Here is a 20,624-nt window from a genome sequence, read left to right on the forward strand (position 1 = left end):
GGATCCGGTCGGTCCCGATGGGTGTCCACGCGCTCGCCAGCGCGCCGCGCGTCGGCCTCCCCTAGCTCACTGACCTGCGGCTACAGTGGATGGATGAGCTCGAATACGACAGATCGTAGGACCCACTCGGCCACCGTCTGTATGAGGGTTTAGGATCAGTTACCAGCGCTCGTTTTGTTCATGTGGCGACCGCGGGGAAGTAGCAGGTGACCGACCCCGGCGGTTGTGCAACGAGGAGGATCTGTGACCGCGGTTGACCAGCCCACCACGCAAGTGGCTCCAGTGCGTCCCTTTCCGGAGCGCTACCAGCCCAAGGGTTCGTTCATCTACAAGCTGATCACCACAACCGATCACAAGCTGATCGGCATGATGTACATCACCGCCTGCTTCGCCTTCTTCCTGATCGGCGGACTGATGGCGCTGCTGATGCGTGGTGAGCTCGCCCACCCTGGTATGCAGTTCCTGTCGACGGAGCAGTTCAACCAGCTGTTCACCATGCACGGCACGGTGATGCTGCTGCTGTATGCGACCCCGATCGTGATCGGCTTCGCCAACTTCGTGCTGCCGCTGCAGATCGGCTCGCCCGACGTCGCCTTCCCGCGGCTCAACGCGTTCGGCTTCTGGTTGTTCGTCTTCGGTGCCTGCGTCGCGCTCAGCGGCTTCTTGCTCCCGGGTGGTGCCGCCGACTTCGGCTGGACCGCATACACGCCATTGACCGACGCGATCCACTCGCCGGGTTACGGCGCTGATCTGTGGATCATGGGTCTGGCCGTCAGTGGTCTGGGCACCATCCTCGGTGCGGTGAACATGGTGACCACGGTCGTCTGTCTGCGCGCGCCCGGTATGACGATGTTCCGCATGCCGATCTTCACCTGGAACATCCTGGTCACCAGCGTGCTGATCCTGCTGGTCTTCCCGCTGCTGACCGCCGCACTGATGGGCCTGGAGGTCGACCGCCAATTCGGTGCTCACCTCTACGACCCGGCCAACGGTGGCGTCATCCTCTGGCAGCATCTGTTCTGGTTCTTCGGACATCCCGAGGTCTACATCATCGCGCTGCCGTTCTTCGGCATCGTGTCCGAGGTCTTCCCGGTGTTCTCGCGCAAGCCGATCTTCGGCTACTCCGGTCTGGTCTATGCGACGCTGGCCATCGCGGCCCTGTCGGTCGCGGTGTGGGCGCACCACATGTACGTCACCGGTGCGGTGTTGCTGCCGTTCTTCTCCTTCATGACCTTCCTGATCGCGGTGCCGACCGGTGTGAAGTTCTTCAACTGGATAGGCACGATGTGGCGCGGTCACATGACGTTCGAGACACCGATGCTGTTCTCGGTGGGCTTCATCGTCACCTTCCTCTTCGGTGGTCTGACCGGTGTGCTGCTGGCGAGCCCGCCGCTGGACTTCCACCTGTCCGACAGCTACTTCGTGGTCGCGCACTTCCACTACGTGCTCTTCGGCACCATCGTGTTCGCCACCTACGCCGGCATCTATTTCTGGTTCCCCAAGATGACCGGACGCATGCTCGACGAACGACTGGGCAAGATCCACTTCTGGCTGACGTTCATCGGCTTCCACACCACCTTCCTGGTGCAGCACTGGCTGGGTAACGAGGGTATGCCGCGCCGTTACGCCGACTACCTGCCGTCCGACGGGTTCACCACGCTGAACGCCATCTCCACGGTCGGTGCGTTCATCCTGGGCCTGTCGACACTGCCGTTCCTGTGGAACGTCTTCCGTAGCTACCGCTACGGCGAGGTCGTGACCGTCGACGACCCGTGGGGCTTCGGCAACTCGCTCGAGTGGGCCACCAGCTGCCCGCCCCCGCGGCACAACTTCACCGAGCTGCCCCGGATTCGTTCCGAACGTCCGGCGTTCGAGCTGCACTATCCGCACATGATCGAACGGATGCGCGCCGAGGCGCACGTCGGGGCCGGTCACAACTCGGGCAAGGACCGCCACATGGAAGACGCGCGGCGTAGTCCGTTGACGGTCGGTGACCATGAGGGTTCGCCGGACCCGGATCCACGCTGACGCGCACGCACTCCGCGAAACACGTGGTCAACGAATCGAGCGACACCACAGTTCTGATCACCGTCACCGGACCGGACAAACCCGGCGTCACCTCGGTGCTGATGGGTGCGCTGGCCGGTCAGCAGGTCAGCCTGCTCGACGTCGAACAGGTGGTCATCCGCGGCCGCCTCACCCTCGGCGTGCTGGTGTCTGCCTCCGGCGATGCCGAGGAACTGCAAGACGTCGTCGAACAGGCGATGGCCTCGATAGGGATCGACGTCATCGTCGAAGTGGGCGCAGCCAGTGCCGGCCGACGTCCATCGAGTCACGCGGTCGTGGTGCTGGGAAGTCCGGTCACCGCGCGCGCATTCCGGGCGCTGGCCGGAGCGCTGGCGAAGCAGGGCGTCAACATCGACTCCATCCGGGGAGTGGCCGACTATCCACTCACCGGACTCGAGTTGATGGTCAGCACCGGACGCGACGACGTGGCCGCCGATGCCGCATTACGTAAGGGCCTCGCCGCGGTCGCGGCCGATCACGGCGTCGACATCGCGGTGGAACGCGGCGGTCTGGCACGACGCGCCAAGCGGGTCATCGTCTTCGACGTCGACTCCACCCTGATCCAGGGCGAGGTCATCGAGATGCTCGCGGCGCGTGCCGGCCGCGAAGCCGAGGTGGCGGCGGTCACCGAGGCCGCGATGCGCGGCGAACTGGATTTCTCCGAATCGCTGCATCAGCGTGTGGCCGTCCTCGCCGGACTCGACGCCAGCGTCATCGACGACGTCGCGAGTTCGCTGGAGCTGACGCCGGGCGCACGCACCACCATCCGTACCCTGCACCGGCTCGGATACCACTGCGGTGTGGTGTCCGGCGGCTTCCGACAGGTCATCGACGGCCTGGCGCACGAACTCGAACTGGACTTCGTGCGGGCCAACACGCTCGAGATCATCGACGGCAAACTGACCGGCCGGGTGATCGGCGAGGTGGTCGACCGGGCCGGCAAAGCGAAGGCGTTGCGGGCGTTCGCCGATCAGGTCGGGGTCGCCATGGAACAGACCATCGCGGTGGGCGATGGTGCCAACGACATCGACATGCTCAGCGTGGCCGGCTTGGGGATCGCCTTCAACGCCAAACCTGCGTTGCGTGAGGTCGCCGACGCCGCGCTGAGTCACCCCTTCCTCGATGCGGTCCTGTTCATCCTCGGTGTCACCCGCGACGAGATCGAGGCGGCCGACGCAGCCGACGGGGTGCTGCGTCGAGTACCGCTCAGCTGACGGCCGTCATGCCGGAGAATCCCGCGATCATCGGCGGCGTTGTCGATCCGTTCGACGACGCATTCCGGCGCCTGCAGGTCTATGTCGGCGGCGGTGCGGATCCGGCGGACCCTGCCGACGTGCTGGCCATGCAGATGGTGTTGCGCATCGAGAAGACCGAGCCACCGGCGCGCGCGGAAGTACTGACCGCCGCGGCGCGCGCCGTCGCGTTGTTGTGTCTCGACGATCGTTGCGGTGGCGAGGGCCCCTGGGTGACGCCGATGGACGACTGGTGTGCCGCCCGCATCCGGAAGATCGCGCGGCGTGCTCGAGGTGCACAATGGGCTGCGGCGCAAGAAGTCTGGGGTCTGACTGTGACCGAGGGCGGGGCGCAGGCACGCGCGCTGGTACCCGGGCGGGTGGGGGATGTTGATCGCCGGATCTCGCGCCTGCAGATCGGCGGCACGGACCTGCCCGGTGAGCTCTCGTCAGACCCGGATCACGCGGGGGTGGTCCTCTGGCTCAACCCGGGAGTGACGATGACCGTGGGCAAGGCGGCCGCACAGGTGGGGCACGCGGCGATGCTCGCGGTGAAGCTGATGAAACCAGAGCAGGCACGCTCCTGGCGGAGTGCGGGCTGCCCGTTGACGGTCCGCGCGGCCACTCCGCAGCGGTTCGCAGCACTGCTCGACGCCGATGCCCGCGGTGACGCGGTGGCGGTGCGCGATGCCGGGTTCACCGAGATCGCGCCCGGTTCGGTGACGGTGATCGCGGAGGTGATCGATTCATGAACGAGCACCTGCTACCGCCGTGGGCGCGCGAACTGGGCCTGGTGGCGCATCCGGAAGGCGGCTGGTACCGAGAGACCTGGCGCAGCCCGGTGACCGTGCCCGCCGGCGTCCTGCCGCAGAGCTATTCGGGCGACCGCGCTGCGGCCACGGCGATCCTGTTCCTGCTGTTGCCGGGAGAACGGTCGGCGTGGCACGCCGTCAGAAGCACCGAGCTGTGGCTTTACCATCGGGGATCACCGGTCCTGCTCGAACTCGGCGGCGACGCCGAGGAGCCGAGGACACCGACCGGGATCGTCGTCGGTTCCGATGTCGCGAATGGGCAGCAGCCCCAAGCCGTGGTGCCCCCGGCGACGTGGCAACGCGCGCGGCCGGTCGGGGATGAACCAGCGCTGGTCAGTTGCGTCGTGTCACCCGGCTTCGACTTCGCCGATTTCCGCCTGGCCGGACCCGGGGTCTGACACGCCGGTGGTCAGTCACCAGCCGCCGACAACGCTCGTGCTGGCGCGATATGGGCCAAGGTGTTGAGCCAGACGTCGCGATCCGGGGCGATCGACGCGACGATGAGCTCGTCGGCGTGCGCATGGCCGGTGAACCAGTCCAGGTAGTCGGTGACCTGCGCCGGGGTGCCGACGCCGGAGTACGTCATCATCGCCTCGATCTGCCGACCTTGCGGCATGTCGAGCACCATATCGGCCTCCTCGTCGGAGAACCGGCGATCCCGGGCGAACAACGCGTTGACCCGGGCCCGCTTGGCCTTGCGGAGCTGTTCGGCAGCCACGGCCTCGTCCTCGTCGGCGATCACACACACCCCGGCGATCACGTACGGAGCGTCGAGCTGCTCGGACGGTTGGAACTCCCGTCGATACAGGGCCACCGCCTCTTCCAGCGCCTGCGGGGCGAAGTGCGATGCGAACGCGTACGGCAGCCCCAGGGCGGCGGCCAACTGCGCGCCGAACAACGACGACCCGAGGATGTAGAGCGGGATGTCGGTGCCGGCGCCGGGAGTGGCATTAACGCCCTCGACCCGGGAGCGGCCGCGCAGATATGCCTGCAGCTCCAGGACGTCGGAGGGGAACCGATCCGCCGAAGCCATGCTCCGACGAAGGGCGGCAAACGTCTGTTGGTCTCCGCCGGGCGCGCGGCCCAACCCCAGGTCGATGCGCCCGGGATGCAACTCGGCGAGTGTGCCGAACTGTTCGGCGATGGCCAGCGGCGAATGGTTGGGCAACATGACCCCGCCCGCGCCCAGTCGGATGGTTTCGGTGTGTGCGGCGATATGCGCGATCAGTACCGCCGGCGCGGCCGAGGCGATACTGGACATGTTGTGGTGCTCGGCGTACCAGATGCGTCGGTAGCCCCAGGCCTCGGCGCGCTGCGCCATGTCCACGCTGGCGGCAAAGCTCTCACCGACCGTTTCACCGGAGCCGACCTGAGCCAGGTCGAGGATGGACAAGTCAACACTCATGTCCTTCTCAAGGCGGCGGTCCCGTCGGGTATTCCACGCTGCCCGATTGTGTTCTGCCCGAGGATGTGTCGCCCTGCTCACGACGGGTACGCGAGACGTGGTGCACGATAGGGGGGTGACGAAACCGAGTGATCGCAGTGGCGCCGACGACGTGTACGAATCCGATCCCGATCTCTTGGTCGACTTCCGCGATGTCACTCTCGTGCGGGGTGGCAACACCCTGGTGGGCCCGGTGACCTGGCAGGTGGAGCTCGACGAACGCTGGGTGATCATCGGGCCCAACGGCGCGGGCAAGACGTCGCTGATGCGGCTGGCCTCGGCGCAGGAGCATCCCACCTCGGGCACCGCGTTCGTGCTCAACGAGCAGCTCGGCAGAGTGGAGGTGCGCGAGCTGTCCACCCGGATCGGAGTCTCGAGCGCGGCGCTCGCCGAGCGGGTGCCGCCGAACGAGATCGTCAGCGACCTGGTGATCTCCGCCGGCTACTCGGTGGTCGGGCGGTGGCGGGAGAGCTACGACGACATGGATCGTGGCCAGGCCGTGGAATCGCTGGAATCGATGGGTGCCGAGCATCTGGCGGACCGGAGCTTCGGCACGCTGTCCGAGGGGGAGCGCAAACGCGTGCTCATCGCACGCGCGCTGATGACCGACCCCGAGCTGTTGCTGCTCGACGAACCGGCCGCCGGCCTCGACCTCGGGGGCCGCGAGGAACTCGTGGATCGGCTCGGGCGTCTCGCCGCGGATCCGGAGGCGCCGGCGATGGTGCTCGTGACCCATCACGTTGAGGAGATCCCGGACGGGTTCACCCATGCGATGCTGCTCTCCGAGGGGGAAATAGTGGCGCAGGGACTACTCGACGACGTGCTCACCAGTGAGAATTTGTCGACCGCGTTTCGGCAGCGCATCACTCTGAGCCGACCGGGCGGCCGGTACTTCGCCCGCCGTGCGCGGCGGGCCGGCGGGCATCGGCGCGCAGCCGGTTGACCCGAGGGCGTTACTGTCAGGGGAATCGGACCACCGATTACGTCAGACAGGAGACGACCATCATGAGTTCATCGCAGCCGACCGAACCCGCCCCGCTGCGAGACGCCGCCACGGTGGTCCTCGTACGAGACACCGCCGACGGGCCCGAGGTCTTCCTCCAGCGTCGAGTGCAGCAGATGGCCTTCGCCGGCGGCGTCACGGTTTTTCCCGGTGGGGGCGTCGACCCGCGCGACGCCGAAGCGGATATCGACTGGACGGGGCCCGGCGCCGACTGGTGGGCCCACGCGTTCCACACCGACGAACAGACCGCGCAATCTTTGGTGTGCGCGGCGGTCCGCGAAACGTTCGAGGAGTGTGGTGTCCTGCTGGCGTCCCGGCCCGACGGCTCGTTTCCCGATCCGGACAGCTTCGGCGCCGAACGGACCGGCCTCGTGGACAAGTCGTTGTCGTTCGCGCAGTTCCTCCGCGATGCCGGACTCAGTCTGCGGGCCGACCTGCTGCGCCCGCTGGCGCACTGGATCACCCCGATCATCGAGAAACGTCGGTATGACACGCGGTTCTTCATCGCCGCACTGCCGTCGGGGCAGACCGCCGACGACAAGACCTCCGAGGCCGAGGTGGCCGGGTGGGCCACCCCGCGCGCTGCGCTCGACCTCTGGGTCGCCGACAAGCACGTTCTGTTGCCGCCGACCTGGGCGCAGCTGACCCATCTCAGTGAGTTCGGCTCGGTGACCGAGATTCTCGCCGCCGAGCGCGAGGTGGCGGCCATCGAACCGTCGGTGGAGCCGGGTGCGGGTCTTGCCGGCCTCAAGTTCGACGGCTCGGAGCGCTATTTCGCCGTCGCTGCCGAGCGGAAGGTACCCGGACTGAGTCGGTGACGGGTTATCGCGTCCGCGCGATCACCGATCCATATCGATGACGTCGGGCTCATCGGTTCCGACGCCGATGTCGTCGCGGTCGGCCCATTCCAGCAGCGTGTCGAGGCGGTGGGCGACGTCGTCGATCTCGGCGTGCAGGTCGCCGATCTCGACGAACCGGTCCGGCATCGTCGCGATGGTGAAGTCGTCCGGAGCGATGTCATCGATCTCGTCCCACCTGATCGGTGCGGACACCGTGCCGCGCGGGTTGCCGCGCACCGAGTAAGCCGAGGCCATCGTGTGATCGCGGGTGTTCTGGTTGTAGTCGACGAACACCGCGGTCGGGTCGCGATCCTTGCGCCACCAGGTGGTGGTGACGTCGTCGGGTGCGCGTCGCTCAATCTCGCGGGCGAACGCCAGGGCGGCCCGACGTACGTCGGCGAAGCCCCACTCTGGTTCGATTCGTACATAAATATGCAGGCCACGGCCGCCCGAGGTCTTGGGGAAGCCGCGCATCCCGAGTTCGTCGAGCACTTCTTCGACGACGTGGGCGACCCGCTGGATGCGAGAGAACGGGCAATCGGGCATGGGATCGAGGTCGATCCGCCACTCGTCGGGGGACTCGGGATCGTCGCGTCGGGAGTTCCAGGGATGGAACTCGACGGTGGACATCTGCACCGCCCAGATCACACTGCCCAACTCGGTGACACATAGTTCGTCGGCGGTACGGCCGAACCGCGGAAACCAGAGTTCGACCGTCTCGAGCCAGTCGGGCGCACCGGCCGGAATGCGCTTCTGGTGCACCTTCTTGCCGTCGACCCCTTGGGGAAATCGGTGCAACATGCATGGTCGTTCGCGTAGCGCGCGGACGATGCCGTCGCCGACTGCCAGGTAATACTCGGCGAGGTCACGCTTGGTTTCGCCACGCTCGGCGAAATACACGCGCTCCGGACTGGACAGCCGGATGATCCGGTCACCGACCGGCAGTTCGATCGGTTCACCGGCATCGTTCGAGGCCTTGGCCATGGACCAACTGTATGGCCTCCGCACCCGGTCGCGACGGACGAACGGTAGCCTTCGACCATGGCTGAGTTCGTCACACTCGAGACATCCGACGATCATCCCGGAGTCGGCACCATCCGGTTGAACCGTCCGCCCATGAACGCGCTGAACCGGCAGGTACAGAACGAACTCGCGGCTGTTGCCGACGAGGCGACAGTGCGCGACGACATCAAGGCCGTCGTCATCTACGGCGGGCCGAAGGTCCTCGCCGCTGGTGCCGACATCAAAGAGATGAACGAGATGACCTACGCCCAGATGAGCAAGGTGGCCGGCCGCCTGCAGTCGGCGCTGGGTGCCATCTCGGAGATCCCCAAACCGACGGTCGCGGCCATCACCGGCTACGCACTCGGCGGTGGGCTCGAGGTGGCACTCGGCGCCGACCGGCGCATTGCCGGCGACAACGCCAAGCTCGGCGTGCCGGAGATCCTGCTGGGTGTGATCCCCGGTGGCGGCGGAACCCAGCGGCTGGCGCGGCTGATCGGTCCGGCCAAGGCCAAGGACATGATCTTCACCGGGCGTTTCGTCGCCGCGGATGAGGCGCTGGAGATGGGGCTCGTCGACGAGGTCGTGGCACCCGACGACGTCTACGACACCGCACTCGCCTGGGCGGGACAGTTCGCCAACGCAGCAGCCATCGCACTCGCCGCCGGCAAGAAGGCCGTGGACCAGGGACTCGGAGTGGATCTCACCACGGGTTTGAAGATCGAGGAGCAATTGTTCGCGGCGCTGTTCGCGACCGAGGACCGCGCGATCGGCATGGCGTCGTTTGTCGAGAACGGCCCCGGCAAGGCGGCATTCACCGGCAAGTGAGCTCCTTTCGCCCCCGCCCCACCATCAGGAGAACCCACACATGACCACCGACGTGACCCCGGGGACCGACCCCGAACCCAATCCGCACGCCACTGAGGAGCAGGTGCGCGCCGCCCTGGCCGACACCAAGCTCGCGCAAGTGCTTTACCACGACTGGGAGGCCGAGACCTACGACGACAAGTGGTCGATCTCCTACGACGAGCGCTGCATCGACTATGCGCGCGGCCGATTCGACGCAGTCGCCGCAGATCAACCACTGCCGTATGAGCGGGCCATGGAACTCGGTTGCGGCACCGGTTTCTTCCTGCTGAACCTGATGCAGTCGGGGGTCGCCACGAAGGGATCGGTCACCGACCTGTCGCCGGGCATGGTGAAGGTCGCCCTGCGCAACGCGGAGAACCTCGGGCTCGACGTCGACGGCCGAGTGGCCGATGCCGAGCGAATCCCGTATGACGACAACACCTTCGATCTCGTCGTCGGCCATGCCGTGCTGCATCACATCCCGGATGTCGAACAGGCCTTGCGGGAGGTACTGCGGGTGCTGAAGCCCGGTGGGCGTTTCGTGTTCGCCGGCGAACCCACCACCATCGGTGACTTCTACGCACGCTGGATGAGTCGCGCCACCTGGGCAGCGGCGACCAACGTGACGAAACTGGGGCCGCTGAAGTCGTGGCGCCGACCGCAGGAGGAACTCGACGAGTCGTCGCGAGCGGCCGCGTTGGAGGCCGTCGTCGATATCCACACTTTCGATCCGGCCGATCTCGAACGAATGGCACGCAGCGCAGGCGCGACCCAGGTCGACACCGCCACCGAGGAGCTCGCCGCCGCGATGCTCGGTTGGCCGGTACGCACCTTCGAGGCGGCCGTCCCGCCCGGCAAGCTCGGCTGGGGCTGGGCGATGTTTGCCTTCAACGGGTGGAAGCGACTGTCCTGGCTGGACGAGAAGGTCCTCCGGAAAGTGGTGCCGCCCAAGTTCTTCTACAACGCGATCGTCACCGGTATCAAGCCGGGTGGTTGACCATCGGTCGGGTACCGCGCAGAACGTTCCCCACACCTGCGGCAGGTGTGGGGAACGTCTCGCGTGGTGTCAGTTGTCGACGGGATTGAGGGTCGACGACGCAACCGGGACTCCGAGCACCGTGTTGATGGCACGGTAACCGTCCCGGGTCTTGATCAGGACGAGGCGGCTGACCGGTGGTATCTCCGCGTATCCACCGGTCGGCGTGTGGGTGAGAGCCAGGGGTGTCCCGGCCGGGCCGATGAGCTCGTCGCCGACGACCCGATAGATCTGACACGGTCCCGGCTCCACCGAACTGCCGTAGCGGGTCTGCACACAGAATTCGTAGGTGCCGTCCTCGACCTGTGCGTGTGCGGGTCCGGAGCCGGCGGCGAGTGCAGTCCCGGCTACGGCGGCGGCGAGAAAGGATACGGCTACGGAACGTCTCATGGCACGGATCTTTTCTTAGGCTAACCTAACTCGTCAACTCGTCGGTTCCTCGGGAAAGATGGTGGTCGATGGGATACCGATTCACGGACGATGATGTGTCGTTCCTGCGGTCGCGTCACGGCGCCGAGGCTCTCGCGAGTGCGTCTGCGCTGGAGCTGTCTGCGTCGTCGATGCTGCGTGACGTCGCCGACCTCCGTGCGCGATTCGCGCCGCGCGACGGCGCCATCGTCGAAACCGTGTTGTGTCGTCGGCGGGGGAAGGCGAAACTACGTGTCGCCGAACGGATGTTGTTCACGGAGGACGCAGTGCAGCAGGCGACCGCCTCTCCGGTCGCGGCGCACCGCGCGACGGAGATCGCGGCACGCCATCCCGGTGCAGTGGTACACGACATCACCTGCTCGATCGGCGCGGAAATGATGGAACTTGCTGCACAACGACAGATCTCGGGTGTCATCGGCAGCGATCTCGACCACACACGTCTCGCGATGGCGCAGCACAACACGGGCCTCGACGGTCCGCCGGCCACCCTACTCGTCGCCGACGCGCTCTCGCCGACCTCGACCGCCGATGTCATCGTCGCCGATCCGGGCCGGCGCTCGGGCGCCGGACGGGTGTTCCGGCTCGACCAGCTCACGCCGCCGCTGCTCGACGTGTTGACAACGTATTCGGGGCGTCCCCTTGCGGTGAAATGTGCTCCGGGACTTGACTACCAGACGTTGCGGGACCTGTACGGCTTCGACGGGCAGGTGCAGCTCTCGTCGCTCGACGGCGCAGTCCGTGAGGCATGTCTGTGGACCGACCGTGACGGTGAGCCGCGCCGCCGTGCCACCGTGATGCGCACCGAGCCGGATGGTTCCGTGCAGTCCTACGAGGTCACCGACGCCGATGCCGACGACATCGGCGGCGGCGAGGTGGGGGAGTGGATCATCGATCCCGACGGTGCCATTGTGCGTGCCGGTCTGGTGCGTCATTACGCTCGGCGCCACGGTCTGTGGCAGCTCGATCCGCAGATCGCGTACCTGACCGGGACCCGAGTCCCGTCGGGTGAACGTGGTTTCCGCGTCCTCGAGGCGTGCGGCGTAGCGGACAAGGAGTTGCGACGTCGCCTTGCCGCCTACGACTGTGGCACCCTCGAGATCCTCGTTCGCGGACTCGACGTGAACCCCGACGAGCTACGAAAACGGCTCAAACTCAAGGGTGCACGCGCGCTGGCCATTATTCTCACGAGGGTAGGGCGTCGTGGTGTCGCCTACCTGTGTGAACCGGGCGTGCGAACACCTGGCCTCATCTAGGCTGCGACGCCAGAGCGGCCCGCCAAGCCGCTGTGTTCCCGGCCTTACCGGCTTTCGATCGATGCCTTGCTGTCGAAGAAGTAGACTTTGCCGATATTGGTCGCGGTGGCGATCTGGCCCCACGGCGATACCGCGACTCCGGTGGCGAATCCGACGGATTCGGGCAGGGGCAGCGTGCGCATGGTGGTGCCGTCCGCTGCGGAGACCTCGGTGAGCGACAACGAGTCCTTGCCCTCGTCGCGCACCACCGTCCATGCGGTGTCCTGGTCGGTCAGGGTGGACAGGCTGACCACAGCGAGATCGTCGCGCTGCCACACCTGTTCAGCGTGATCACCGGCATCGCGCAGCAGGGTCAACGGTGCGCCGAGAACGCCCGTGGGGATGATGAGCCCGTCGGGTGACACGCTCATCGTCGCGAAGCCGTAACCGCCGTTGTCGTACGTCCACCGGGTGGCGCCCGACGCCGCGTCGATGGCCACGATCCGGCCGAGGCGACTGAACGCGTACACGGTCGAACCGTCTGCCGACAGCGTCGGCGCCCCGATCACACCGCCCGGCACATCGGCATGCCAGATCTCGCGCATCGTGCGCCCACCGTCCTCGGTGGCGTAGCTCATCGCGCGGATCTGCGAGGCGATGGCACCCTGCGGCCAGAAGTTCACGAAGAAGCGTTCATTGGCGGTGTCCACCGCCGGGGGCGCGGGGATGGCGCAGCGCGGTCCGTTGGTGACGCATTCGCCGAACCCGAAGGTCGGGTCGTCGGGGTTCATGTCCGTACGCAACCGGACCTCCGGGGCGGTGAAGTCGCTGGTCTGCGAATTCAACAGCAGGAGTTGACCTTGGGTGGTCGCCACCAGAACCTCGCCGGGAGCGGCGAACTTCGCCGACAGCGGCACCCCGATCATCGGCATCCGCCAGCGGATCGCGCCACCGGCGCTGAACGCCAGGAACATCGACTCCTCACCGACGTACGGTTGATCGAACTGGTCGACGAGCAACGAGTTCACCTCGGTGCCCGTCCGCATTCTCTTGCAGAAGTTCTTGCGGCCGTTGCGCGGATCGAGGATCAGCAGGTTGCAGCCGTTCGCGGTGCTCGATGTGACACCCACGTTGCCGTTGCCGGAGATGGTGAGCGGTGCGGTCACCGGGCCGCCGGTGGGGCGCGTCCAGCTCAGTTCGAGATCTTCGGGCACCGCGGGATAGGCGAAGTTGGAGTTGGCGGCGTTGCCGCCATAGCTCGACCATCCCGCGCTCGCCACCGAGCGGATGTCGATGTGGCCGTCCGAACACGAGGTCACCAGCACCGCCACCACACTCGCCAGGATCGTCGCGACGATCATCGGCGTGCGGCGTGCGTTCTCGGTGCGAGCACCCTCACCCACCGGGGCTGCTGCAGCCATCGGCGCTCCTGTTCTGGTCGCGGTTGCCCCGTCGGTCGACGTGCCAGTCTCAGAGCCTAACGTGGGCCCGAACGGTTCTCGATTAGGGTTTGTCGACATGACCACGATGTGGAATGCCTCCTACCGCTCGCGCCTGCGGGCAGGGCGCCGGCGTGATCCGGCGCAGGCCCGTTTCCTCACCCTCGACTCGTTGCGCTGGGTGAAGCGCAATCGTGCCTACACCCCGTGGTACCTGGTTCGTTACTACCGGCTGGCGCGATTTCGGCTCGCGAACCCCCACGTGGTGCTGCGGGGCATGGTGTTTCTCGGACGCAACGTGGAGATCCATGCGACCCCGGAGATGTCACGGCTGGAGATCGGCCGCTGGGTCCACATCGGGGATGGCAACTCGATCCGTTGTCATGAGGGCAGCCTGCGCATCGGCGACAAGACCGTCTTCGGCTGCAACAACGTGGTGAATTCGTACCTCGACCTCGAGATCGGCGGGTCCACCCTGATCGCCGACTGGTGCTACATCTGCGACTTCGACCACAAGATGGACGACATCACGTTGCCCATCAAGGATCAGGGCATCGTCAAGGGACCAGTGCGCATCGGCCCGGACACCTGGGTCGCGGCGAAGGTGTCGGTGCTGCGCAACACGATCGTGGGCCGGGGATGTGTACTCGGCTCACATGCGGTGGTGCGTGGGGTGATCCCGGACTATTCGATCGCCGTCGGCGCCCCGGCACGGGTCGTGAAGAATCGTCAGGACGATTGGGCGCAGTCAGCGCAGCAGCGGGCCGAACTCGAGCGGGCATTGGCCGACATCGAACGCAAGAAGGCGCAAACACACGATTCGTGAGCCCGATGCCCCCGGGGTCAGTGAGCTCCGGGTGCCACACCTTCACTCGGTTGGACGACGACGAACCCAGGTCCGTGGAACGCCAGCTGAAACGATTCCCCGGAGCCGCGACCGATCAGCGAACCGAGCTTGAAGTCGTTCTTCAGGCCCGGGGACAGGGTGCTCGACCAGCACACCGCCGCCTGCGGGTCGACAAAGGTGGGCTGAACCGAGCAGTCGAGGATCATCGGCGGTCCATCGCTGGCGATTCCGACGGTGCCGTGGCCGCCGAGAGTCAGGTTGAACAACCCGCCGGCGAGCATGCCGGCGTTTCCGATCGAGGTGATCTTCCAGTCGAGAGACGCGTCGAAGGCGAGCAGACTCGACGTGTTGATGGTGAGGGAGTCGCCCTCGAGGTCGATGGTGAACACAGTGCTGTTGGATCGGGCGAAGAAGACCTCGCCCTGCCCGCGCACCCGCATCAGTTGCCCACCCTCGTTGGTGACCGCCTTCTTCAGGAAGTTCGACATCGACCCCGAGCCTTCGTGGGCGAAGTCGAACTGACCTTGATAGGCCACCATCGCACCCTTGGCGGCCAATGCCTCCGGGCCGAAGCCGAGTCGCAACATCTTGTCCGACTGCAAGGTCCAGCGCTGCGCGCTCTGCTTCTCCTGGTTGACCTGATCGAAGATGGGACTGCGCACGATGACTCCTCAGCTGTCGGGTGCGGTGTCGGCGCTCACTGTCGGTTGTGCAGGATCACGCTCGGGCAACGGTCGTTGCGGGATGTGTGGTCTACCGACCGGATGACGAACGCGTCGTTTGGCGGCGAGATACACCCCGGCGGTCCGTTCGGCCACCTCCGCCCAGGAGAACTCGACGGTGAGTCGTTCCCGTGCACGGCGAGCGCGTACGGCTGCCGCGGCCGGGTCCGCGAGACCCGCCCGCACGGCAGCGGAGAGCCCGGCGATGTCACCGGGTGCGAAGGTGAGCCCGGTGGTGGGATCCGACACCGCCTCACCCAGGCCGCCCGCCGACGACACGATCAGCGGGATACCGGTGGCCGCTGCCTCCAGAGCCACGATGCCGAACGGCTCATATCGACTCGGCAACACGATGGCGGCACATCGGTGCATCAGATCCACGAGTCCGTCGTGGTCGACGGCGCCGAGGAAACGTACCGACTTGGCGACCCGGTGGCGTCGGGCCTCGTCGACCAGCCAGTCCAGCTGAGTGCCGGTGCCGGCAACGGTCAGGGTGGTGCCGGGGTGGGTGCGCCGGATGCGGGGCATCGCGGCGATGAGATCCTGCACCCCCTTCTCGTACTCGAGGCGGCCCGCGAACAACAGCTCGGGCGGTCCGGATACCGGTGGCCGCGGGGCGAACGGCCAGGTGCGGATGTCGATGCCGTTGTGGATCACCGACACATCAGCGATGTCCGGACCGAAGAGGCGACCGACCTCGTCGCGCATCGACGTCGAACAGGTGATCAGCGAATCCGATTCGTGCGCAAGCCACCACTCCACCGAATGCACCTGCCGATTGGTTGGCCCGCTCACCCAGCCGCTGTGCCGGCCGGCCTCGGTGGCATGGATCGTGGACACCAGGGGGACGTCGAAGAACTCGGCCAGGGCCACAGCCGGGTGGGCGACGAGCCAGTCATGAGCGTGCACCACATCGGGTACCCACGGTGATGCGCCGGTCAAATCTCGGCGTCCGCCGAACGCGGTCATGCCGGCTCGGATCAGCGCATGTCCCATCGCCAGGGTCCAGGCCATCATGTCCTGGCCGAAATCGAACTCCGGCGGATCCTCCGCGGCGGCGATCACCCGAACGCCGTCGGTCCGGGTGTCGGTGGTGGGGTGGCTGACCGCGTCGGTGCCCGTGGGGCGCCGCGTCAACACCACCACATCGTGGCCGGCGAGTGCGAGTTCGGTGGTCAGCTGATGCACATGCCGACCGAGGCCACCCACCACGACCGGTGGGTACTCCCACGAGACGATCAGCACCCTCATCTGGCATCCCCCATCGCGCTCACGCGCCCGAGCCACCCGGCGGCGTGGCGGTGTACAGTCGCCGCGCGTCCAGCCCGGCGAACAGATTGTCGGCCCGAGACCAGTTGCGGGCGAGTCGCTCGGCGAGGTCGACCCGGCCGCGGAGTGCGGCGTCGCAGATCTCCCGGGTTGCGTGCGCATGTTTGTGCGCCCGTTCCACAGCGTAATGCGCAGCCGTGTCCTTGGAGACCATGAACGGCCAGTCCGATGACACCGTGAGCAGCGTCTCCCGCACGATCTGATCGGCGACGCGGTTGCGTCCGCCCCGATACCCGGCGCCCGCGCCGAGGGCCACCGGCTCGATCAGCTTGTCCACCGCCGCCAACGCGGTCTCGGTGACCTCGGCGTTGAGCGCCACCAGGTGGTCGACCTGGGGACCGTTCCAGACGCGCCAATCCTTGCCCGATCCCCACGACGATGCGGCCAGATCCACGGGGGCACCCACGAGACCGTTCCGTCGCGCGGAGTCGAGGGTGCCGACCCGGATGCCGGCCTGCGGCAGGCGGTGCAGCACCCGCTCGAGCCAGACCGGACCCTCGTGCCACCAATGTCCGAACAACTCGGTGTCGAACGCGGCCACCACCAGTGCGGGACGGCCCAACCGAGCCGATTCGTCGATGAGCCGACGACGTACGTGGTCGACGAAATCATCGACGTGTCGGTCGATGATCGGGTCCACGCCTGCGGGGTCGTAGGGTTTCTTGTCCTCGGCGGCCACCGTGCGTCCGGTCACCCGGGCCGGTTTGAGGCCGGTCAGGTGGTCGTAGGTATGAAAGTCCCGGTACGCGGCGTGCCCCGGATAGCCCGATCGGGGTGACCACACCCGGTAACTGACGGCCAGGTCCCGGCCGAATGCGACGACGTCGGAGCCGCCGACAGGTCGGCCGAGGGCGGTGTCGCCGCGGAGCGTCGGCCCGTCCACCATGAAGTGTCCGACCCCGGCTGCGGCGTACTCGGTTTCCATTCCGGGGGCGAAGGCGCATTCCGGGGCCCAGATCCCGGCCGGGTCGATGGCCCAGCGTGTGCGCGCGTCGGCCAGCCCCTCGCGTAGCGAGAACTGGCGCAGCCGGCCGTCGAGCAGCGGGGCGAACGGGTGGGCCAGCGGCCCGCCCAGGATCTCCACGACTCCCGCCGATGCCAACGCGCGGATCTGCGGGCTGCCGCCGTGGCGCCAGTGCATCTCGAAGTCGGTGAGGGCGGCTCGGGAGGCACGGAATTCCCGGGTGCCCAGATCGCGGCGGGTCCGGTCACCATCGGCCGCGGCCGCCGTGGCCCGCAGATGCCAGTCCGCGAGCCACTCGTGCATCGAATTGGTGCACTGCGGGTCGTCGAGCTGCGCGGCCAACACCGGTGTGATGCCCAGTGAGAGTTGGTCGGTGGCACCGGCATCGGCGAGGCGGCGCAGCATCGCGAACAGCGGCAGATACGAACCGGCCCACGATTGGTACAGCCATTCCTCGCCGACCGGCCAGCGGCCGTGGTTGGCCAGCCATGGCAGGTGCGAGTGCAGCACCAGGCAAAACTGTCCCGGAACCGGTTGCGCGGACGAGGTCACGTCGACGGTACTGCGGGTCACGGTCGTACGGCGACAGCGAGGAGGTCGAGACTGGCGTCGATGTCCACCTCAGGTGCCGCCGCATCGCGGATCTCGAAGTCGGTCAGGCGGATTGCGGCCACATCGGCAACGAGCTCGGCAGGCCACTGCTGACCGGCCAGCGCACGGTCGATCTGAGCATCGATCACCGACCCACCCCATTTCGCGTCGAGCGCGCCCAGTTCGGCGCCGTGGTACACCCCGTGCATCGACTCCACGGCGAGTCCGCCCTCGATCAGCAGTTCGCGTAGCTCCGTGGCGTCGAGCTCGCGGGTGTGGAACGGATTGAGCGGGGTATCACGGCCCGGCGAGAAGGTGATGCGATTCGGGGTGGAGATGAGCAGTCGCCCACCCGGTCGCAGGACCCGGCGACACTCGGCGACGAACGCGCCCTGATCCCACAGGTGTTCGATCACTTGGAAATTGATCACCACGTCCACCGAGTCGGCGGGCAGCGGCAGATCGATCAGGTTGCCCTGGTGCACCGTCAGGCCGGGGTAGCGGCGACGGGTGTGGGAGACCGCGGCCTCGTCGTAGTCGACGCAGACCACCGACCGCGCCACCTCGGCGAGCATCGCCGCGCCGTAGCCCTCGCCGGAACCCGCCTCGAGTACATCGGCACCTGCGCAGCGATCGAGGACGTGGGCGTAGGCCACCTCGTGCCGCCGGAACCAGTAATTCTCCTCGGCGATCCCTGGGACGGTCCGCTCGCCGGTCACCGCGAGGGTGTCGTGTGACTCGCTCATCCCCACGACAGTAGTAGGTGGGCATCCCCACTCAACGTTCATGCTTGCCGCGACCGCCGCCGCAGCCGATCGGCCCGCGCGTTATGTGAGGTAGGCGATGTTTTGTGCCAACCGAGCAGACGCTAAAGTAGGGGAGACCGATAGCAACTTACTGGGCAGTAAGATGTTGAAACCGACGCAGGAGGTCGACGCAGACCCATGACAAACATTGTCGTTCTGATCAAGCAGGTTCCTGATACGTGGTCCGAGCGCAAGCTGACCGATGGGGATTTCACCCTGGACCGTGAGGCCGCCGACGCCGTTCTCGACGAGATCAACGAGCGCGCGGTCGAGGAGGCCCTGAAGATCAAGGAAGCCGACGGCGGCGAGGTCACCGTGATGACCGCCGGCCCTGAGCGCGCCACCGAGGCCATCCGCAAGGCGCTGTCGATGGGTGCCGACAAGGCGATCCACATCAAGGACGATCAGATGCACGGCTCCGACGCCGTCCAGACCGCTTATGTGCTGGCCCGTGCGCTCGGCACGGTCGAGGGTGTCGAGCTGGTCATCGCAGGCAACGAGGCCACCGACGGCCGCGTGGGTGCGATCCCGGCGATGATCGCCGAGTACCTGGAGCTCCCGCACCTGACTCATCTGCGCAAGCTCACCGTCGAGGGCGAGACCCTCAAGGGTGAGCGCGAGACCGACGACGGCATCTTCCACATCGAGGCCGATCTCCCGGCCATCGTGAGCGTGAACGAGAAGATCAACGAGCCGCGGTTCCCGTCGTTCAAGGGCATCATGGCCGCGAAGAAGAAGGAAGTTCAGGTCGTCACCCTCGCCGAGATCGATGTCGAGGCCGGCGACGTGGGCCTGGAGAACGCCGGCAGCCAGGTGACCGCCTCCGCTCCGAAACCGCCGAAGACCGCCGGTGAGCGCGTCAGCGACGAGGGCGATGGTGGCACCAAGGTCGCCGAGTACCTGGTGTCGCAGAAGATCATCTAGTCCGCACGGGCCCTGACATCACCAGCGACAACCCAGACATTCAGGAGATAGAAGAAACATGGCTGAAGTACTCGTGCTCGTGGAGCAGGACGCCGAAGGCGCCCTGAAGAAGGTCACCAGCGAACTCATCACCGCCGCCCGTGCGCTCGGCACCCCGTCGGCCGTCGTGGTCGGCAAGCCGGGATCGGCCGACGGTATCGTCGACGGTCTCAAGGAAGCCGGCGCGGAGAAGATCTACGTCGCCGAATCCGACGATGCGGCGGCCTACCTCGTCACCCCGCAGGTCGACGTGCTCGCGTCGGTCGCCGAGCAGGCCTCGCCGGCCGGCATCCTGGTCGCGGCCACCCCGGACGGCAAGGAGATCGCCGGACGGCTGGCCGTGCGCTTGGGCTCGGGCGTGCTCGCCGACGTGGTCGACGTCAAGGAGGGTGCGGTGGGTATCCACTCCATCTTCGGTGGCGCATTCACCGTCGACGCCCAGGCCAAGGGCGACGTCCCGGTCTTCTCGGTCCGTCCGGGTGGCGTCGAGGCGGCTCCGCAGGCCGGTGCCGGCGAGCGCGTCGACGTCGAGGTCCCGGCGCAAGAAGACGGCGTCGTGAAGATCACCAAGGTGGAGCCGAACGTCGGTGGCGACCGTCCGGAACTCACCGAGGCCTCGATCGTGGTCTCCGGTGGCCGTGGCGTCGGCAGCGCCGAGAAGTTCTCGGTGATCGAGGAGCTCGCCGATTCCCTCGGTGCCGCCGTCGGCGCATCGCGTGCCGCGGTGGATTCCGGGTACTACCCCGGTCAGTTCCAGGTCGGTCAGACCGGTAAGACGGTGTCGCCGCAGCTCTACGTCGCGCTCGGCATCTCCGGTGCCATCCAGCACCGTGCCGGCATGCAGACCTCGAAGACCATCGTCGCGGTCAACAAGGACGAAGAGGCGCCGATCTTCGAGATCGCCGACTACGGCGTCGTCGGCGATCTGTTCAACGTCGCACCGCAGCTGACCGAAGAGGTCAAGAAGCGCAAGTGAGGTTGATCGGCTCACGAAGCTGAGCCAAGCGAACCCCGGTGG

The 20,624-nt window shown here is 66.8% G+C and carries 20 protein-coding genes; 12 read left to right on the plus strand and 8 right to left on the minus strand.

Annotation, left to right across the window (positions count from 1 at the left end; translation table 11 throughout):
* Positions 1 to 243: 243 nt before the first annotated feature.
* From ctaD to L1892_RS05595, 4 genes are read left to right on the plus strand one after another with little or no spacing between them, the layout of a single operon-like run.
* Positions 244 to 2,028 carry an aa3-type cytochrome oxidase subunit I gene (gene ctaD, locus L1892_RS05580; protein ID WP_235722493.1) on the plus strand — a complete coding sequence of 595 codons (1,785 nt, stop codon included), beginning with the start codon at positions 244 to 246 and terminating at the stop codon, positions 2,026 to 2,028.
* Between the two features lie 23 nt (positions 2,029 to 2,051).
* Entirely contained in the window at positions 2,052 to 3,281 is a 1,230-nt protein-coding gene (gene serB, locus L1892_RS05585; RefSeq protein WP_235722500.1) for a phosphoserine phosphatase SerB, read from the plus strand.
* 8 nt (positions 3,282 to 3,289) lie between these two features.
* Entirely contained in the window at positions 3,290 to 4,051 is a 762-nt protein-coding gene (locus L1892_RS05590) for a peptidyl-tRNA hydrolase (protein WP_235722502.1), read from the plus strand.
* Positions 4,048 to 4,509, plus strand: a complete 462-nt coding sequence (locus tag L1892_RS05595) for a cupin domain-containing protein (protein WP_235722503.1) — start codon at positions 4,048 to 4,050, stop codon at positions 4,507 to 4,509. The genes L1892_RS05590 and L1892_RS05595 overlap by 4 nt, the downstream gene beginning before the upstream one ends.
* 11 nt (positions 4,510 to 4,520) lie before the next feature.
* On the opposite strand, the gene L1892_RS05600 is transcribed toward L1892_RS05595, so the two are convergent.
* The gene (locus tag L1892_RS05600; RefSeq protein WP_235722504.1) at positions 4,521 to 5,516 is read right to left on the minus strand and encodes an LLM class flavin-dependent oxidoreductase; all 996 of its coding nucleotides are present in this window, start codon (positions 5,514 to 5,516) and stop codon (positions 4,521 to 4,523) included.
* 151 nt (positions 5,517 to 5,667) lie between these two features.
* Here L1892_RS05600 and L1892_RS05605 point away from each other — a divergent pair, with 151 nt between their 5' ends.
* Both L1892_RS05605 and L1892_RS05610 read left to right on the plus strand, forming a co-directional pair.
* Positions 5,668 to 6,498: an ABC transporter ATP-binding protein gene (locus L1892_RS05605; protein WP_235722785.1), complete on the plus strand. Its 831-nt coding sequence runs from the start codon at positions 5,668 to 5,670 to the stop codon at positions 6,496 to 6,498.
* Positions 6,499 to 6,560: 62 nt separating this feature from the next.
* Positions 6,561 to 7,376: an NUDIX hydrolase gene (locus tag L1892_RS05610; RefSeq protein WP_235722506.1), complete on the plus strand. Its 816-nt coding sequence runs from the start codon at positions 6,561 to 6,563 to the stop codon at positions 7,374 to 7,376.
* Between the two features lie 21 nt (positions 7,377 to 7,397).
* Here L1892_RS05610 and ligD read toward each other — a convergent pair whose 3' ends face one another.
* The gene (ligD, locus tag L1892_RS05615) at positions 7,398 to 8,381 is read right to left on the minus strand and encodes a non-homologous end-joining DNA ligase (RefSeq protein ID WP_235722508.1); all 984 of its coding nucleotides are present in this window, start codon (positions 8,379 to 8,381) and stop codon (positions 7,398 to 7,400) included.
* 57 nt (positions 8,382 to 8,438) lie between these two features.
* Between ligD and L1892_RS05620 the strand changes: the two genes are divergently transcribed.
* Positions 8,439 to 9,227: an enoyl-CoA hydratase/isomerase family protein gene (locus L1892_RS05620; RefSeq protein WP_235722509.1), complete on the plus strand. Its 789-nt coding sequence runs from the start codon at positions 8,439 to 8,441 to the stop codon at positions 9,225 to 9,227.
* Between the two features lie 40 nt (positions 9,228 to 9,267).
* Positions 9,268 to 10,245, plus strand: a complete 978-nt coding sequence (locus L1892_RS05625) for a class I SAM-dependent methyltransferase (RefSeq protein ID WP_235722511.1) — start codon at positions 9,268 to 9,270, stop codon at positions 10,243 to 10,245.
* Between the two features lie 69 nt (positions 10,246 to 10,314).
* Here L1892_RS05625 and L1892_RS05630 read toward each other — a convergent pair whose 3' ends face one another.
* Complete coding sequence (locus L1892_RS05630) at positions 10,315 to 10,674, minus strand: hypothetical protein (protein WP_235722513.1); 360 nt, start codon at positions 10,672 to 10,674, stop codon at positions 10,315 to 10,317.
* Positions 10,675 to 10,742: 68 nt separating this feature from the next.
* On the opposite strand from L1892_RS05630, the gene L1892_RS05635 reads away from it, so the two are divergent.
* Positions 10,743 to 11,966 (plus strand): THUMP-like domain-containing protein, encoded by a 1,224-nt coding sequence (locus L1892_RS05635; protein WP_235722514.1) that lies wholly within the window; start codon positions 10,743 to 10,745, stop codon positions 11,964 to 11,966.
* 44 nt (positions 11,967 to 12,010) lie between these two features.
* Here the strand turns inward: L1892_RS05635 and L1892_RS05640 are convergent, their stop codons facing one another.
* Positions 12,011 to 13,366, minus strand: a complete 1,356-nt coding sequence (locus tag L1892_RS05640) for a BamB-related PQQ repeat family beta-propellar protein (RefSeq protein ID WP_235722516.1) — start codon at positions 13,364 to 13,366, stop codon at positions 12,011 to 12,013.
* A 97-nt stretch (positions 13,367 to 13,463) separates the two neighbouring features.
* Here L1892_RS05640 and L1892_RS05645 point away from each other — a divergent pair, with 97 nt between their 5' ends.
* Entirely contained in the window at positions 13,464 to 14,210 is a 747-nt protein-coding gene (locus L1892_RS05645; protein ID WP_235722518.1) for an acyltransferase, read from the plus strand.
* 17 nt (positions 14,211 to 14,227) lie between these two features.
* Here the strand turns inward: L1892_RS05645 and L1892_RS05650 are convergent, their stop codons facing one another.
* From L1892_RS05650 to L1892_RS05665, 4 genes are read right to left on the minus strand one after another with little or no spacing between them, the layout of a single operon-like run.
* A complete protein-coding gene (locus tag L1892_RS05650; RefSeq protein ID WP_235722520.1) occupies positions 14,228 to 14,893 on the minus strand; it encodes an AIM24 family protein in 666 nt (221 codons plus the stop codon).
* 9 nt (positions 14,894 to 14,902) lie between these two features.
* Positions 14,903 to 16,204 carry a glycosyltransferase family 4 protein gene (locus tag L1892_RS05655; RefSeq protein WP_235722522.1) on the minus strand — a complete coding sequence of 434 codons (1,302 nt, stop codon included), beginning with the start codon at positions 16,202 to 16,204 and terminating at the stop codon, positions 14,903 to 14,905.
* 19 nt (positions 16,205 to 16,223) lie between these two features.
* On the minus strand, positions 16,224 to 17,798 hold the full coding sequence (locus tag L1892_RS05660) for a 1,4-alpha-glucan branching protein domain-containing protein (RefSeq protein ID WP_235722786.1): 1,575 nt from the start codon (positions 17,796 to 17,798) through the stop codon (positions 16,224 to 16,226).
* A 17-nt stretch (positions 17,799 to 17,815) separates the two neighbouring features.
* Positions 17,816 to 18,583: a class I SAM-dependent methyltransferase gene (locus L1892_RS05665; RefSeq protein WP_235722524.1), complete on the minus strand. Its 768-nt coding sequence runs from the start codon at positions 18,581 to 18,583 to the stop codon at positions 17,816 to 17,818.
* A 198-nt stretch (positions 18,584 to 18,781) separates the two neighbouring features.
* On the opposite strand from L1892_RS05665, the gene L1892_RS05670 reads away from it, so the two are divergent.
* Entirely contained in the window at positions 18,782 to 19,567 is a 786-nt protein-coding gene (locus tag L1892_RS05670; protein ID WP_235722526.1) for an electron transfer flavoprotein subunit beta/FixA family protein, read from the plus strand.
* A 58-nt stretch (positions 19,568 to 19,625) separates the two neighbouring features.
* Complete coding sequence (locus L1892_RS05675) at positions 19,626 to 20,582, plus strand: electron transfer flavoprotein subunit alpha/FixB family protein (protein WP_235722527.1); 957 nt, start codon at positions 19,626 to 19,628, stop codon at positions 20,580 to 20,582.
* Positions 20,583 to 20,624 lie beyond the last annotated feature (42 nt).

The sequence above is a fragment of the Gordonia tangerina genome (assembly GCF_021556435.1).
Classification (GTDB): Bacteria; Actinomycetota; Actinomycetes; order Mycobacteriales; family Mycobacteriaceae; genus Gordonia; species Gordonia tangerina.

Coding starts and splice junctions, on each gene's coding strand:
- L1892_RS05675 (WP_235722527.1), top strand. CDS start 19,626: ATGGCTGAAGTACTCGTGCTCGTGGAGCAGGACGCCGAAGGCGCCCTG.
- L1892_RS05595 (WP_235722503.1), top strand. CDS start 4,048: ATGAACGAGCACCTGCTACCGCCGTGGGCGCGCGAACTGGGCCTGGTG.
- L1892_RS05640 (WP_235722516.1), bottom strand. CDS start 13,366: ATGGCTGCAGCAGCCCCGGTGGGTGAGGGTGCTCGCACCGAGAACGCA.
- L1892_RS05625 (WP_235722511.1), top strand. CDS start 9,268: ATGACCACCGACGTGACCCCGGGGACCGACCCCGAACCCAATCCGCAC.
- L1892_RS05655 (WP_235722522.1), bottom strand. CDS start 16,204: ATGAGGGTGCTGATCGTCTCGTGGGAGTACCCACCGGTCGTGGTGGGT.
- L1892_RS05630 (WP_235722513.1), bottom strand. CDS start 10,674: ATGAGACGTTCCGTAGCCGTATCCTTTCTCGCCGCCGCCGTAGCCGGG.
- L1892_RS05600 (WP_235722504.1), bottom strand. CDS start 5,516: ATGAGTGTTGACTTGTCCATCCTCGACCTGGCTCAGGTCGGCTCCGGT.
- L1892_RS05590 (WP_235722502.1), top strand. CDS start 3,290: ATGCCGGAGAATCCCGCGATCATCGGCGGCGTTGTCGATCCGTTCGAC.
- L1892_RS05635 (WP_235722514.1), top strand. CDS start 10,743: ATGGGATACCGATTCACGGACGATGATGTGTCGTTCCTGCGGTCGCGT.
- L1892_RS05670 (WP_235722526.1), top strand. CDS start 18,782: ATGACAAACATTGTCGTTCTGATCAAGCAGGTTCCTGATACGTGGTCC.
- L1892_RS05610 (WP_235722506.1), top strand. CDS start 6,561: ATGAGTTCATCGCAGCCGACCGAACCCGCCCCGCTGCGAGACGCCGCC.
- L1892_RS05665 (WP_235722524.1), bottom strand. CDS start 18,583: ATGAGCGAGTCACACGACACCCTCGCGGTGACCGGCGAGCGGACCGTC.
- ligD (WP_235722508.1), bottom strand. CDS start 8,381: ATGGCCAAGGCCTCGAACGATGCCGGTGAACCGATCGAACTGCCGGTC.
- L1892_RS05645 (WP_235722518.1), top strand. CDS start 13,464: ATGACCACGATGTGGAATGCCTCCTACCGCTCGCGCCTGCGGGCAGGG.
- L1892_RS05620 (WP_235722509.1), top strand. CDS start 8,439: ATGGCTGAGTTCGTCACACTCGAGACATCCGACGATCATCCCGGAGTC.